The organism is Leptolyngbya subtilissima AS-A7 (assembly GCF_039962255.1).
GTDB lineage: Bacteria > Cyanobacteriota > Cyanobacteriia > Phormidesmidales > Phormidesmidaceae > Nodosilinea.
Window position 1 is genome coordinate 192555 of sequence record NZ_JAMPKY010000004.1, and the last position, 13863, is coordinate 206417.

Consider the following 13863-nt stretch of genomic DNA (forward strand, 5'->3'; position numbering starts at 1 on the left):
TATGCCTGGTTTTTGCGGAGCTTGGGAAAAGTAGTTTAGCTGTAGCCTTTGGGTATCAAAATTAACCAATTTACGTATTGATGAAATCAGTCTTTAGGAGATCCGTGTTATGGTCTTTGATGTCTTTTCTAAGGTAGTTTCCCAAGCCGATAGCCGAGGTTCTTACCTTAGTGACGATCAGGTTGATGCGTTGATTAACCTGGTCAAAGACGGCAATAAGCGCGTCGATGCTGTTAACCGCATTACCAGCAATTCGTCAGCCATTGTCGCGAGTGCCGCTCGCGAATTGTTTGCCGAGCAGCCTCAGCTCACTGCTCCCGGCGGCAACGCTTATACAAACCGGCGGGCAGCAGCCTGCCTGCGCGATTTAGAAATTATTTTGCGCTACGTCACCTACGCTATTTTTGCCGGTGATGCCAGCGTTCTAGAAGATCGCGCTCTGAATGGTTTGCGCGAAACCTACGTGGCTTTAGGCACTCCCGGTGCTTCGGTGGCAGCCGGCATCGAAAAGCTCAAAGAAGCCTCCATTCGCATTGTTAGCGACCCTGCCAACATCACCCAGGGCGACTGCAGCTCTCTTGTTTCTGAGTTGTCGGGATATTTTGACCGAGCGGCAGCGGCGGTAGTCTAGTGCTTCATTCAGCAAGAGTGACAGGTTACAAGCAGGGTTTAGGTACAAAGTGTGAGCCTCAACCCTCTAGGCTTTTTAACCCTAGGCGCTCGAATCTAACCTGCCACGACTAGGTTCTGTTTTACCCCTTTACTTATTTACGCTTGAGGTAATTCTTCCATGTCAAAAACTCCCTTAACTGAGGCGATTAACACTGCTGACTCCCAGGGGCGGTTCTTGAGTAGTGCTGAGTTTCAGGTGGCCTTTGGCCGTTTTCGTCAGGCCGAAAACACCCTGGCGGCTGCTAAAACCTTGGCTAGCAAAGCCGACAGCTTAGCCCAGGCCGCCGCTAATGCGGTGTACCAAAAATTTCCCTACACCAACCAATTGCAGGGGCCGAACTACGCTGCTGACGATCGCGGCAAAGCCAAGTGCGTGCGCGACATCGGTTACTATCTGCGCATCATTAGCTACGGCCTGATCGTAGGTGGCACCGGCCCCATCGATGATTATCTGGTGGCTGGGCTAGCTGAAATCAACAGCACCTTTGAGCTATCGCCCAGCTGGTACATTGAGGCTTTGAAACACATCAAAGCCAATCACGGGCTCAGCGGCGACCCTGCCGTAGAGGTCAATACCTATATTGACTACGTCATTAATGCCCTCAGCTAGGGCATTAATCTAGGCGGCAGGCTCTCCTACCTGAACGCCTGTTTAACAACCAATCTAAATGCGTCAAACAATCATTTGTGTAGCATTCTGGCCTTGCCCTGCTCCTTTATGGGTCTATGGTCAAAGTCAGATGCTACGCAGGTGATTTTTTTGATTGAGGACAGCAGATGCCCATGGTCAACCTGAGGCTTCTCAGTCTGCTATAAACAGTAAAGACGGCGATGGAGCTCGCCAAAACCGCCCTGCGTGAGTCAGTTTTGATCGCGTTAGGGCTGATGGCTCCTACTCATTCCGGCTTGGGGCGGAAGGGTAGGCGCTTTGGAGTCTTTTAACTACTGCCACAGGCCACGTAACCGATTCAACTTTGGCGTGGCGACATGTTAGAAAGCATGATTTGGATTTTGCTGATGGGTTTTTTCGTCGGGCAAATTGCTCGACGGCTAAAAATTCCTGCCCTGGTGGGCATGGTGCTGGTAGGTATTTTGATTGGCCCCCAGGTGGGTAACGTAATTAGCCCAGGGGTGTTGGCAGTGGCAGATGGGCTGCGCACCATTGCCGTAATAGTGATTTTGATGAAAGCGGGTTTGGGCCTCGATCGCGAAAAGCTCACCCAGCAGGGGTCGGTGGCGCTGCGGCTGGGGGTTTTGCCCGCCGCCTGTGAGGCGATCGCCATTAGCTTCACCGCTGTGTGGCTATTTCAGTTTGATTTTGCTACCGGGCTACTGCTGGGCTGTGTGCTGGGGGCCGAGTCACCAGCGGTGATTGTGCCTGCAATGCTGCGTCTCAAGAGCCTGGGCTGGGGCGTTAAAAAAGGCATTCCCGACGCGATTTTGACGGGCAGCGCCCTCTCGGATGTGCTGCTGCTGCTGGTGTTTAGCCTGCTGCTGGCGTTTCTGACCCAGAATGCGATCGCGGTTACTCTACCCGGCGGTGTCACTCTGAGCCCGCTTCAGCTACTGCCGATTCAAATTATTGCCCAGATTGCCTTGGGGGTATTGCTGGGGTGGCTGACCGCTCATTTGCTGGTGTCGCTGCTAGCTCGGCAAAAATGGACCCAAAATGCAGTGCAGGATGCTTTGGTGACAGCGAATTTCGCCCTGTTGCTGGTGGTGGTGGCAGAAGGTTTTCCGGTGTTTTCCGGCTATCTAGCGGTAATGACCGCCGGTTTTTTTCTAGTCGAGCTAGATGCTCCGCTAGCACGACGGTTGCGAGGCGGCTTTGACAGCTTGTGGACGATCGCCCAAATCATTCTGTTTGTGCTGCTGGGGGCGAGCATTGAGCTTAGCGTGCTGGGCGACACGCTGCTGGTCGGCCTGTTGGTGCTAGCTATTGGTACGCTAGTGGGGCGATCGCTGGGCTGGTATCTGTCTACCCTAGGCAGCAACTGGGCCTGGAATGAACGGCTGTTTTTGCTGCCGGGCAATTCGGCCAAGGCGACGGTGCAGGCGGCGATCGGTGCAATTCCGTTGGCCCAGGGCATCGAGGGCGGCGAGATTATTTTGGCGCTGTCGGCCCTCTCAATTTTGGTGACGGCTCCGTTGGGGGCCTGGGCAATTCCCGTCTTTGCTCCCAAACTGCTAGAGCGCGGCGAGGTAGACCCGACGAAGGTAGCGGCGGCCCGCGAGATTACCCTGCTGGCAGCGGTGGATGCGTCGCCACTGGCAACAGGGGTGCTAACCAAAGTTGCCGAACTCGCTCGCCGTAGCGATGCCGATGTGGTGGTGCTGCATGTGGTACGAGTTGACGATCTGGCGATAGTAGAGGAACTGCGCCAGCGGACGAAGCAGTGCTTAGCCGACATTCGCCATCGGTTTATTACCACTTCAGGCTCGGTGCCAGAGGAAATCGTGCGGGTTGCCCAAGAGTATGACGTGGCTGAGATTGTGATGGGCAAGCGCGGCGATCGCACCTTAGACAACGTGCTGGTGGGGTCGGTTTCTCAGACGGTGCTAGAAACCAGCCTGCTACCAGTTGTTGTGGTTGAAGATGCTGCCTTCATGCCAGAACAGCGCTGAGTCAGGTAAAGAAGGCCTTTCCAGGTCAAAAAGTTACGCCAGATCCATCTTCAACTAGCCTCTAAACGTTCGGCGTTGGCAGTAGAGTTTTCCTTCAAATTGGGTTCACCCCATAGAAAGATAACCCTACCGATCTCGGTCGTTACAGTGGGGCCAGACTCTTAATCAAGGCGACATTTTGCCCCAGGCTTGCCCGTAAAGAGTCTACGCGTTCTGGTGTCAGAATGAGTTCTCCCTAAGTTACCTCTTTAAGCGAGAAGTCGTCCCTAAATTTCTTCCCCTTTTACTGGCAATTGCGAATTTTCGTGGAGTAAGGAGCAACGGGTTTCTACACTCGATTGCCTCTCAGGGTTAGCCCAGAACGGCGGCTAGCTGACTGGATAAAAATTTGGGTTCAGCGCAGGGTACACCGCCTTCGTAATCAATCAATTTGTAACTAATCAAAAGGAGCAGCATCCATGACTATCACCCCCGATCAAATCCCCGCCCAGCACCAAGAGCGCACCCCTGCCCTAGAGTCAGAAATGGTGCCCCGGCCGCAGTATGACGACCCCAACTACAAGGGCAGCGGTAAACTGCAAGACAAAGTTGCCCTAATCACGGGCGGCGACAGTGGTATTGGCCGTTCCGTAGCGGTTTATTACGCCAAAGAAGGGGCCGATGTCGCCATTGTCTATCTCGATGAGCACGACGACGCTAAAGAAACTCAGCAGGCCGTGCAAGACTACGGCCGCCGCTGTTTGCTGCTTCCGGGCGATATTCGCGGTGAAGATTTTTGTCGTGAAGCCGTGCAAAAAACGATTGAGGAGTTTGGCAAGCTTGATATTTTGGTCAACAATGCGGCGGTGCAGTACCAAGAGCCTAGCCTCGATGACATTGATGCGGCCCGACTAGGAGATGTTTTTGCCACCAACATCTTCTCGATGTTCTATTTTGCTAAAGCGGCCACTCCTCACATGAAGCCGGGCAGCTCGATCATCAACACTACCTCGGTTAATGCCTACAAAGGCAACCCCAGCCTGCTGAGCTATTCCACCACCAAAGGGGCGATTTTGGCCTTTACCCGCTCCCTGGCTACCCCCATGTTAGAAAAGGGCATTCGCGTCAACGGCGTCGCCCCCGGCCCGATCTGGACGCCGTTTATTCCCGACGCCTTTTCGGACGATGATGTCGCCAACTTTGGCAAACAGGTACCGATGCAGCGGCCGGGGCAACCCAAGGAAGTCGCCCCTAGCTTTGTCTTTTTGGCCTCTGAAGATGCGTCCTACATGGCGGGTCAGGTGCTGCACCCCAACGGTGGCGTGGTTGTTAACGGCTAAGGCAACGCCGGTGGCTGATCACATTTAAGCCCTAGGGAGAGGCTGCGATCGCGGCCTCTCCCTTTATAGTGGCTTGGTTAACCGCTAGTACTTGACCAGGCTCATTTTGACAGGCTTGGACTGCATAGGGTTCAGGGTTTATGTGTCAGGTTTAAGGCAGATCATAGACCTGAGACCTTGAACCTGAGACCCTCACTAACCTGTCACCTTGGGCTGGGCAGACTGCTGGGCTGGGCCAAAAATTGAGGCAAAAGCTATGGCTAATATTCCCGTTGAACCGGGTATCGACAGTACGCTGGGGCTGCTGCGCGACGGCTACAAATTTATTGGCAACCGGTGCGATCGCATGGGGACCGATGTTTTTCAAACTCGGCTGCGGCTGCAAAAAACCATTTGCATGCGGGGTGCAGCGGCGGCCGAATTGTTCTATGACAACAACAAATTTTTTCGGAAAAAGGCTGCCCCTCCGCGGGTCAAAAAGACCCTCCTGGGCGAAGGCGGTGTGCAGAGTTTAGACGGAGCCAGCCACCGCCAGCGCAAGCAAATTTTTATGGGGTTGATGACCCCTGAGCGACTACAGCAGCTCAGCGATCTCACTCTGCGCCACTGCCGGCAGTACGCCCAGTCGTGGCAGCAGCAGGATCAGGTCGTGCTGTTTGAGCAAATCAACGAAATTCTCTGTCGCGCCGTCTGCGCCTGGTCGGGGGTGCCCCTACCCGAAACTGACGTCTCTCGGCGCACCCTAGAGCTGGCTGCCATAATCGACGGTGTAGGTGGCCTGGGACTGAGATATTTGCGGGGTGTTCAAGCCCGCCAGCGGGTCGAAGCCTAGATTGCAGAGGTGATTGAGCAGGTGCGATCGCAGCCCGTGCTCACCTCATCCATGGGCACAATGCACATTTGCCACGACCCATCGGGCAGCTTGCCATTCACAAAAGGGCGCTCCACATAGCCACCCCCCGAGCAAAACGTCTTGGCTCCCTCCATTCGGTAGCGGTTCGGGCCAACAGGCACCAGGTGCAGACCCTCGGAATCTTCCACATTCCAAACGCCAAACAGCTTGTGCTGATCTCGCGCCTCTTGGCCGTAGCGCTCAATTTGCTCCGCCGTGCCAAAGGTTTGAATCAGCTGTAGCGCATTCACATGCCCTTCGTACACCCGCCCGATCGCCAAATTGCCCCGGCCAATGTGTTTGGGCAGCCTTAGCAGATCGTGGATCGAAGCGGCCTCAATGCCAAGGCCGTAGCCGCCCAGGGTAACGCACAGCGGGGCAGCCAAAAACCCTGCCTTGGCTAACTGCTCAAACTCGTTCGCTGGAAATGCCCCCGGCTGGTCGACTGCCGCCGCCTGGGCTGCAAAGTCATCGGCCATCTGTACAGCCAATTGAAGTAGCTCTGCGATCGCAGGTTTAGGCGTTAGCGACAGGGTTAAAAGTTCAGCAGTGATAGGGACACCTCCTAGGAAAGGCACTGTAAGCAGCCACGACGCTGGCAATGCTCCTAAGAATGGCAGATGGCCTAACTTGTGCCCCTCTACCCTTTGATGTATTTGTAAAGATTAGTGTCTAAATCTTTCAAACGCCAACTTGAACTGACAAGAGGCCGTCAGAAAGCCGCCAATAGTGCGAGGACAAGATAGCGAATTGCTTGCCATCAACTTTATAGAATAGGCTAATTGAACCTCCAAAAACTGATCAAACTGCGCAACAAAGCACCTCGAACTCCTTCTTAAAGAGTTTGAGGTGCTTTAGGTGAGCTTGAATGCAGACAGCGCTACAGCGCGGTCATTACCTTCAAGAACTCCTCTGACAGGCACGAGGTCAATGCACTCTTCTGGCGGAAAAGTACCCCAGCTAAGAAGTAAATTCTTTCTGAGAAAAATGCCTGGCGGCGGCGCTGAAGCTCCGTAATAGTATTTCTGACCTTAGGCTCTGAGCTGTAGTAGCCAAACTTGAGGGGAGTGATCATAAAGTCGACCACATCATAACCAATTTGTTTAGCGTGGTTAATAGTGTCAACGGGGTTTGAGTAAGCTGAAATCATCAACATCACCTGCTCACAGCCAAGCGTCAAGAGCTGATTGGTAATACCCGCCCCATCGGCACCACCGTGCAGAGACGGCATATACAAATTGTTGTCTGGAGCAGGCAAGTAAGGAGGATTCGCGATCAGATAGCGCGCTTTTTCTGGGGAGCTATTAAAGAAGCAGTTGTTATGAACTTGATAATAAGGTGTTAGACCATACTGCTCAATTCTAAGCTTCGCCAGCTTATAGGAGTCTGCGTTTAGCTCATATCCTTGAATCGTCCCATCAAAGGCACTTCTGAGCAGAGCTTGAATTACAGGGCTACCATCGCCGGAACCAAATTCAATGATGGTGTCCGCTGAAGTGCTTTGCGATAGCACCATCTTCTCTAGACACTGAGCATAAAATTGAGACTCTTCAGGGCAGAAAAATACCTGATTAGGAGACTTAACCTCGAGCGCAGCATCAGAGGCTAACACAGTTTTGTTCATGGCAAGAAAAAAATAAGTAGGTGAGGAGTGGATTGAAGCGTCAGGCTAGAGAAATCTTGGGCAAAGGAGCAGTTGCCTGTTTGATGCACTGAATAATCGCATCGCCAGCCCGGTCTCCAATGAATTTTTCCTGGGCATAACCCAGCAAAATTTCCCAGGCATTGTCGGCGTACTGCTCTGCTAGGGGGAGCGCTACATCTTGCAGCATCCACAGACCATGACGCTCATCTTCGCGAATATGCAATTCCCAATATCCCGATGACTCTTCGCTGAGGTTCAGTCGCTGAGCCGCTATTAGGTAATCAGTGTAAATTGAGGGGCCAACAATCTCGAAGTAAGTAAGCCCGCCGTTATAACGCAGAAAATAGCGCTTGCATTCGGTCAGCAAAAAGTTGTGGTTAATGCTGGCTAGCAACTGCCAAGGAGCGAGGTCAAAATACCCCTCCGCCTTAGTGTTTAGTTCCATTTCGGCCATCATTTTGGCAAAAAAGGTCGAGTGCTTTCGGGCTAGGCGACCGTTGCCATACTCTTCCATCAAGACCCGGATCAGCATGGCCTGAACTTCGTTACTCGCCCCGCCTAAGATGCGAGACATGCGGCTAGCTTCCACTAACCCATCTAGGGAAGCGATCGCCAACAGACGTCGATAACCCTCTCGATCTAGGTCTTCTCGCAAGAAGCGTCTGTTGTCGGTGACGGGTGGGTTTAAGTCTGCCTCATACGAATCCCGCAGGGTCTGCTCTACGTTCTGCTGTTGAAGAGATTTGACATCTATCTGCCCCAGTTCCCAGGCTTGCCATACTGACTCAATGCGATCGCGCACCCATTGCAAATATAGAGAGCGCTCGTTTTTGTAGTGAGATAAATCGTCGTACCAAAAAAGATTGAGGCGATTAATTCGGTACAAAACGCGCTGTAAAAACAGATGAGCAGAGTCATCACCAGGTTCAGAAGGATCCCCATAGGCTAGGGGAAGCGCCGCCGAAATAGCAGCTTCTAGCTCTTGGGTACAGTTGGGAACTTGGGTGACCTGCTGATCAAGATTTTCCAGGTTTAGCAGCTTGATTAGCTGTTCTTCAGCGGCGACAAAGTTAAAATCTTTGACTGTTGAGGAGCCATGTACTTCGTTTTCTGTCCTCAAGTCGCGATTGTTTATAACGGAAAACATGGATCTCCTTAAGAATCTCTATCTTATACATAAACTTTAACGATCAAGTGAAAATAACTTATCCGTCTCTAGGCAGAATCTTGTTTTGTCTCTCCTCGACGCAGCGCAAAGGCGTTTTTTCAGCACAAAGTCTTTCCCTTTTTAAGGGAAAGACTACTTGTTTTCTAAGTTATGGTTCTAGAGGTTGAGATATTTTCAATCTCTAAAGCTCAATCTAACCTAAAAGCATTTTTATGCATTCAATTTTTGCCGAAAACGTTCTGCGATTTTTCATTATTGAAGAAAGATCGCAGAACGCTACGAAGCTATTTCAAGACCTTGCCTTTATCAATCATCGGATTTTCTTAAAGTCCAGGCTAAGGTTTTGCGAGGAGCCTCCATCAAAGCTTTAGTTAATTCTTCATTAGATTTGAACTGAAGCTGTGATAGGTAGGAGGCATCAACCATAACTGTAAACTTGTCGCAGGAAAATGGCCACGGCGTAACGCACAAATCGCCAGAATCTAGCTCATGAACGTTGTATTGCTTGCCATCAGGGCCCTTGGTGATCTCAAGCTGACGGCCGGCTGCAGGTATCTGGCGCTGAGACAAAATCAGCGACATGCGATCGCACCACCGCATGAAGGTATAAGCTTTTTCAGCATCTTCTTGAGTAACACCAAGTTCAGCCTGCCACTGGGCCTGACGCTGGCGCTGCTCCTTCAAAAAATTCGCCATTTCTGGGTCTTCTTCTCCCTTGGCCTGATTTAAAAAACACAGGTGCATAGAGATCAGCATCGCTACCCAGCGGCCCTGGTACAGCGCTTCGTCAGCGTGCTGTTTGAGTTTGTCGATGGGCGATTCTTTGTCGAGGGTGAAGTCTAGCGGTGCTCCTGCTTCGGTTAGCTCATTGCCCTCCCACTCTTTTTCGAGGTGGTCGTGATGGGCGATCGCGGCAATAGTTTCGTAGAGTCGGTAGGTTTTTTTGCTAAAGTCCCAATAGCCGGCAATTTGAGCCGCTAAAAGTGCGTGAGCACGGTGGTAAATAATTTCCCAGCCATCAGTTTGAAGATTGACGATCATAGACCTTGGTTTCGAAAAATAAAGTGGGTATGGCTAGTGGCGGTGTGAGTGCTGACGCAAAAAATAGCTAGAGCTAAGGTTTACCCATTCAGCAGATATCCAGACGGACCGTTGCAGGTTAACTCCGTCTGGATACTGGTTTTAATGGCTTACTTTGCTAAAGCTAAAACTAGCTGTTGGGCTGGGCTCCATTTACCACGCCTCGAGCGTTTTCAGCGGCATTGTCAGCGGCGCGCTGGGTCGACTTACCAATATTTTTGACGGCTTCCTTAGCTGACTGACCCACGTCTTGGGCGGTTTCCTTAGCCGACTGACCGACGTCTTTGGCGGCGTCGCCGTACCGCTGAGGAATGGGCCTATCAATGTTTTCCTGAATCCGCTGCTCAGCCTGACGAATCATGCGATCGGCTTTGGCATCGGCCCCACTAGTATCCATGTCGGTATCTTTGTGGGGATACATGCCCTCGCTGTCGGCGGTGGCTGGGTTGTTGCCGCCAGAGCTGTTGCCGGTCGGCAAAGCGGCTTGGGCGGTGCCACAAGCGGTTGTTGTCAGCACGACTAGGCCGGCTAAAAAGACAACTATCCACTGTCGTAAGGCGTTAGGGTTGAAAATGCGTTTTAGGGTTTGCATAAGTAATGCTCCTTTGAAGAACTAAATTTGAACAGTTTGCGATTTTTTAAGGGAAAAGGCCATCAATGAAATTTTCCTTGACCTTTGAGCAGTGAGCCACAAGGTAGTCCCTGCTGAGAGGCTAGTTCAAGAGCTTTGCCTGTGTAGCGAAAGATTGAAAGCTACAATAGACACCCTTTGAAATAGCCTCTCAAATCAAGGAAGATTGGCCTGTCCACAAATTTCGGCGAATCAAGCGGCCCTACATTTGGCTCTGTAGCGACTGCTTGGTCTCCTTAAAGCGCATACCCAGTTGCTGCTGCTCTTCGCTCGACATGTTCTTGCGAATGGTGGCAAACATGGTGCTTTCTTCTTGGCGGGTGTGGTCGCCAATCATGGCCTTGAGCTCCTTGAGCTTAGCCATAAACTGGTCACCTGCCGAGGGCATGGCTTTAAGCTCATTGAGAATGCCTTCTATTTCAGCCGTTTCGTCAAACAGCTCTTGGGTGTCGTCACCATAGAACGGTTGTACCGCAGGGTAGACTACGGCTTCTTCAGCCTTGGCGTGCACCACGAGGTCTTTGTACAGTTGGCCAAACAGCGCTTTAACTTGGTCGTCGTTCTCTGCGTTTCTGATTTCGCTGATTAGGGTCCTGGCCTTCTGGTGATCCATAAAGATCAGGTCCATAACGTCGGCAGACTCTTTGTCAGAGGTTTGAGTAACAGCGCTGCCCACAACGCCAGTGGCGGCGGCAACAGCATCCTGCACCCGAGCCCACAGGCCCTGCTTGGGTTCTTGACCAGTGAGCTCTAGGGTTCCTAAGTACTCAAGCATGCCCTTGAGTTGCTCCTGGTGGGCACGGTTCTCGAAGTTGACGGTGTTGAGGGGAGCGATCGCTGCCTCGATATCTTGGCCAACGACCTGAGCCGCTTTGTGAACTACCAGACCCGACATGACCTGGCCATGCTTCAGCAGCTCGTGCTGAGCAATTTTCTCGTACATGCTCAACCGAGAGCTTGCAAGGGTTTCTTTTGCCTGGCTGACAAACTCCCGCACTGTCGGTTTAGGCTCAGATTGGATCCCGTATTGAGTAATGGCTGTTTCAACAATATCTAAATTCTTTTGGTCATCCTCAAGCATGTCTTCCAGACGATGGCGCAGGTGATTATCGCTGCACTCGCTGAGAAACTGCTGCTCGTTATCAATAATCAAATTCTGAATAGCCTTGATGTCGGCTAGCTTCTCTGCGATCGCAGAACGCTTTTGATCGTCAAGCGTGGCAGGCATAGTGGAGGGGCTCCATCTTAGAATTCGCTCACAGTCTAAGGTTTCTGACCCAAGGCGATATCTGCCGATAGGACTGATTACATGTGAGTTTTGGTAGCGCAATCTATTCCCCTAGGCACAGCTCTAGAGCTTTTCCAGGCAATAGAGGAGTAATACTAAATTTAGCCAGGACAAAGTAATCCAATTGCTTTTTCTTAGCGACCACATTTGCAGCAAAAGCTGCTCTCACCCCTGTTGAGCAGAGGTTAAAAGCAGCTTTGACTGCGGTGCAACTACGGGCTAGTGATTTACCGCCACCTGGCTAACATCAACCTCGCGGGTGCCGTCTAGGTGACTGGCAATATCCACAATGCGATCTAAAGCCGCGCCGTCTACCGAGCCAGCTAAGCAGAGGGCGCTGCCGTGCTGGGTCAGAGTTAGCGTGTCAATAGACGCCAGATCTGGCTGTTGGTCAAGGGTTTGAGCCAGCCGTCGCACCAGCCCAAAAGAGTCGTATTCCCCTTCTAGGCCCATGCACTCAGGCGGCGGTGGCGGCGTGTGCATACCTGCTTTCTCTCGCAGTTCATCGTCGTAGGTGTTGGTAAGACCTGGGGTCATGGGGCTGTGCGATGAGGCCCCGTGGGCAGGGCCGTCATCGCAGTGATCAAAATCGATTTTGTTGTGCCAAGTCATGGTTCAAAAACAGGTTACTAAAGAATGTTTAAAGAACTGTAATTGATCTACCTGGCCTAATAATCGTTTGTGTCTGTAGCCCTATCCTCAACTTGTTTACTAATCAACACCAAACTCCTTTAATTGGAGTAATTGGGAGTGCCCTAACTGCCTAAACCAGTCACAGACTTAAACCGATCTTTCAACCAGTTGCCGGCTTCTTTTAAATTGTAAGCTAGGGGTTCTTGCACACTGAGAAATACCCGGGCACAGTTGCGCCCCGGCATGCCCGAAATCGAGCCGCCTGGGTGGGTGCCTGCCCCAGTCAAAAATAGCCCTTCAATTGGGGTTTGGTAGTTAGCCAACTCAGGCAGCGGGCGGAAGAACACCATCTGGTCGAGGGTCATATCGATGTGGTAGTGGTTGCCCTTGCGCACCCCAATTCGCTGGGTCAGCTCAGCGGGGCTTTCAACCCGTCGAGCCATAATCGACTGCTTGAGGTTGGGGGTGTAGTCGGCCAGCTTATCGATCACGCGATCGGCGACCTTATTCTTCAACTCATCTGTCCAGCCGGTGCCAAACAGCCCAGTGCCCTCAGCGTCTTTAACTTGGTAAGGGGCAAAAAACTCAATCCACAGGGTGTGCTGACCCGGAGGCGCCATCGACGGGTCCATCACCGTGGGGACCACCACGTACAGTGAGGGGTCGTGGTCAGGAATCAACCCCTGCATGGGCATAGTGTGGGCTGTTTCTACCTGATCCACCGTGTCGGCAATCAAGACAGAGCCAATTAGATACTCGTCTTGGTGATTGTAGGCCTCAAAGCGGGGCATTTCTGAGAGGGCGCAGTCAATTTTTAGAATGCCTTCGTTATTGTTGACGATGCGGCGATCGAGCCGCTCGCTTAAGCCGGGGGCAAAGGATTGAGCATCGGAGTCCGGCACCAAGTCTTGAAAGACTCGTTGGGCATCAATATTTGAAATCACCCCCTTGGTAGCTCGGTACTCCTGTCCATCGGCTACTCGTACCCCCTCAACCCGCCCTTCGGCGTTAATCAAAAGGCGCTCTACCGATTGATCGCAGAGAATGGTGCCCCCGTGGTCTTCAACCATCCGCACTAGGGCGGAAACCAGAGCCCCTGTACCGCCGCGGGGTCGAGCGACCCCAGGATTGTGGCGCAGCCCCATCATCATTGAACCAATGGCTAAAGTCTTTTCAGAAGGTGGCCCCCCCAGCTCTGACGACAGTCGCGCCAGCGGTGCTTTGACTACTTCTGTGTCAAACCACTCGTTGAGGACGTTTTCAGGACTGGTGAGCATGGTGCGTACCAGATCCAGCGTCTTGTCTACACCACCCAAAACCGACAATAGATCTTTAATGTTGTGCAGACCGTAGTTGCCTAGAATGTCGACGATAGATTTTGGCGGGGCGTTAAATATAGGAGTAATTCCCTGGGTGAGCTTGTCCCAGAAGGTCATGTATTCTTTGTATTTCACCGCGTCTCTTTCGCTGTAGCGAGCGATTTCGGCGCAAGTTTTATCAACTGAGCGGTGGGCCAAAAATGCCCTGCCGTCGGCTTGGGGACAATAGGTAATTGGGTCGCAAAAGAGATACTCTAACCCGTACTTCTCTAGCTCTAGCTCCTCGACGACCGGTCCTAAGTGAATGAACTCGTGGTCGATGGCGCAAAGGTTGAAATGAAAGCCGGGGGCTTCCTCTGGCATGGCCTCTTCAGTAGTGGCAGCTCCACCGGGGATTGACCGTCGCTCTAGCAACAGAACACTGTAGCCCGCTTTCAATAGATAGCCGGCACAGACCAGTCCGTTGTGGCCTGCACCAATAAGAATGACATCAAACGTTTGCATAGGACGATCGCTCACAATGATGTCCCAATCGTAAATAATCTGTTACCTAGAGGCGACCTGTCGCGAGGAATAGATTCGCCTAAAACA

The 13863-nt window shown here is 52.0% G+C and carries 13 protein-coding genes and 1 riboswitch; of the genes, 5 read left to right on the forward strand and 8 right to left on the reverse strand.

Features of this window, described 5'->3' with window-relative positions:
* Positions 1 to 109 precede the first annotated feature (109 nt).
* The 5 genes from cpcB (at position 110) to NC979_RS10450 (ending at position 5448) form a co-directional block, all read left to right on the forward strand.
* Positions 110 to 631 carry a C-phycocyanin subunit beta gene (cpcB, locus tag NC979_RS10430; protein WP_190520389.1) on the forward strand — a complete coding sequence of 174 codons (522 nt, stop codon included), beginning with the start codon at positions 110 to 112 and terminating at the stop codon, positions 629 to 631.
* 159 nt (positions 632 to 790) lie between these two features.
* A complete protein-coding gene (gene cpcA / locus NC979_RS10435; RefSeq protein WP_190520390.1) occupies positions 791 to 1282 on the forward strand; it encodes a C-phycocyanin subunit alpha in 492 nt (163 codons plus the stop codon).
* Between the two features lie 208 nt (positions 1283 to 1490).
* Positions 1491 to 1574: riboswitch (Fluoride riboswitch) on the forward strand.
* An 85-nt stretch (positions 1575 to 1659) separates the two neighbouring features.
* Positions 1660 to 3297, forward strand: coding sequence for a cation:proton antiporter (locus tag NC979_RS10440; protein ID WP_190520392.1), 1638 nt, complete (start codon positions 1660 to 1662; stop codon positions 3295 to 3297).
* A gap of 458 nt (positions 3298 to 3755) precedes the next feature.
* Positions 3756 to 4616 carry an SDR family oxidoreductase gene (locus tag NC979_RS10445; RefSeq protein WP_190520393.1) on the forward strand — a complete coding sequence of 287 codons (861 nt, stop codon included), beginning with the start codon at positions 3756 to 3758 and terminating at the stop codon, positions 4614 to 4616.
* Positions 4617 to 4872: 256 nt separating this feature from the next.
* Entirely contained in the window at positions 4873 to 5448 is a 576-nt protein-coding gene (locus tag NC979_RS10450) for a cytochrome P450 (RefSeq protein ID WP_190520395.1), read from the forward strand.
* On the opposite strand, the gene NC979_RS10455 is transcribed toward NC979_RS10450, so the two are convergent.
* The 8 genes from NC979_RS10455 to crtO form a co-directional block, all read right to left on the reverse strand.
* Entirely contained in the window at positions 5445 to 6110 is a 666-nt protein-coding gene (locus NC979_RS10455; RefSeq protein ID WP_348253551.1) for an acyl-CoA dehydrogenase family protein, read from the reverse strand. The genes NC979_RS10450 and NC979_RS10455 overlap by 4 nt on opposite strands.
* Before the next feature lie 278 nt (positions 6111 to 6388).
* On the reverse strand, positions 6389 to 7132 hold the full coding sequence (locus NC979_RS10460; RefSeq protein WP_190520397.1) for an SAM-dependent methyltransferase: 744 nt from the start codon (positions 7130 to 7132) through the stop codon (positions 6389 to 6391).
* Positions 7133 to 7172: 40 nt separating this feature from the next.
* Positions 7173 to 8300 carry an iron-containing redox enzyme family protein gene (locus tag NC979_RS10465; protein WP_190520399.1) on the reverse strand — a complete coding sequence of 376 codons (1128 nt, stop codon included), beginning with the start codon at positions 8298 to 8300 and terminating at the stop codon, positions 7173 to 7175.
* A 327-nt stretch (positions 8301 to 8627) separates the two neighbouring features.
* Positions 8628 to 9362, reverse strand: coding sequence for a DUF3891 family protein (locus tag NC979_RS10470; protein WP_190520401.1), 735 nt, complete (start codon positions 9360 to 9362; stop codon positions 8628 to 8630).
* A gap of 169 nt (positions 9363 to 9531) precedes the next feature.
* Positions 9532 to 9993, reverse strand: a complete 462-nt coding sequence (locus tag NC979_RS10475; RefSeq protein WP_190520403.1) for a hypothetical protein — start codon at positions 9991 to 9993, stop codon at positions 9532 to 9534.
* Between the two features lie 241 nt (positions 9994 to 10234).
* Positions 10235 to 11260, reverse strand: coding sequence for a hemerythrin domain-containing protein (locus NC979_RS10480; protein WP_190520405.1), 1026 nt, complete (start codon positions 11258 to 11260; stop codon positions 10235 to 10237).
* A 279-nt stretch (positions 11261 to 11539) separates the two neighbouring features.
* Entirely contained in the window at positions 11540 to 11932 is a 393-nt protein-coding gene (locus NC979_RS10485; protein WP_190520407.1) for a BON domain-containing protein, read from the reverse strand.
* Positions 11933 to 12075: 143 nt separating this feature from the next.
* On the reverse strand, positions 12076 to 13776 hold the full coding sequence (gene crtO / locus NC979_RS10490; RefSeq protein WP_190520889.1) for a beta-carotene ketolase CrtO: 1701 nt from the start codon (positions 13774 to 13776) through the stop codon (positions 12076 to 12078).
* Positions 13777 to 13863: the final 87 nt, after the last annotated feature.

Bases quoted from the DNA above. Each gene is read 5' to 3' on its own strand.
- NC979_RS10440 (WP_190520392.1), top strand. From the start codon at position 1,660: ATGTTAGAAAGCATGATTTGGATTTTGCTGATGGGTTTTTTCGTCGGG.
- NC979_RS10475 (WP_190520403.1), bottom strand. From the start codon at position 9,993: ATGCAAACCCTAAAACGCATTTTCAACCCTAACGCCTTACGACAGTGG.
- crtO (WP_190520889.1), bottom strand. From the start codon at position 13,776: ATGCAAACGTTTGATGTCATTCTTATTGGTGCAGGCCACAACGGACTG.
- cpcB (WP_190520389.1), top strand. From the start codon at position 110: ATGGTCTTTGATGTCTTTTCTAAGGTAGTTTCCCAAGCCGATAGCCGA.
- NC979_RS10480 (WP_190520405.1), bottom strand. From the start codon at position 11,260: ATGCCTGCCACGCTTGACGATCAAAAGCGTTCTGCGATCGCAGAGAAG.
- NC979_RS10450 (WP_190520395.1), top strand. From the start codon at position 4,873: ATGGCTAATATTCCCGTTGAACCGGGTATCGACAGTACGCTGGGGCTG.
- NC979_RS10445 (WP_190520393.1), top strand. From the start codon at position 3,756: ATGACTATCACCCCCGATCAAATCCCCGCCCAGCACCAAGAGCGCACC.
- NC979_RS10460 (WP_190520397.1), bottom strand. From the start codon at position 7,132: ATGAACAAAACTGTGTTAGCCTCTGATGCTGCGCTCGAGGTTAAGTCT.
- NC979_RS10470 (WP_190520401.1), bottom strand. From the start codon at position 9,362: ATGATCGTCAATCTTCAAACTGATGGCTGGGAAATTATTTACCACCGT.
- NC979_RS10485 (WP_190520407.1), bottom strand. From the start codon at position 11,932: ATGACTTGGCACAACAAAATCGATTTTGATCACTGCGATGACGGCCCT.
- cpcA (WP_190520390.1), top strand. From the start codon at position 791: ATGTCAAAAACTCCCTTAACTGAGGCGATTAACACTGCTGACTCCCAG.
- NC979_RS10465 (WP_190520399.1), bottom strand. From the start codon at position 8,300: ATGTTTTCCGTTATAAACAATCGCGACTTGAGGACAGAAAACGAAGTA.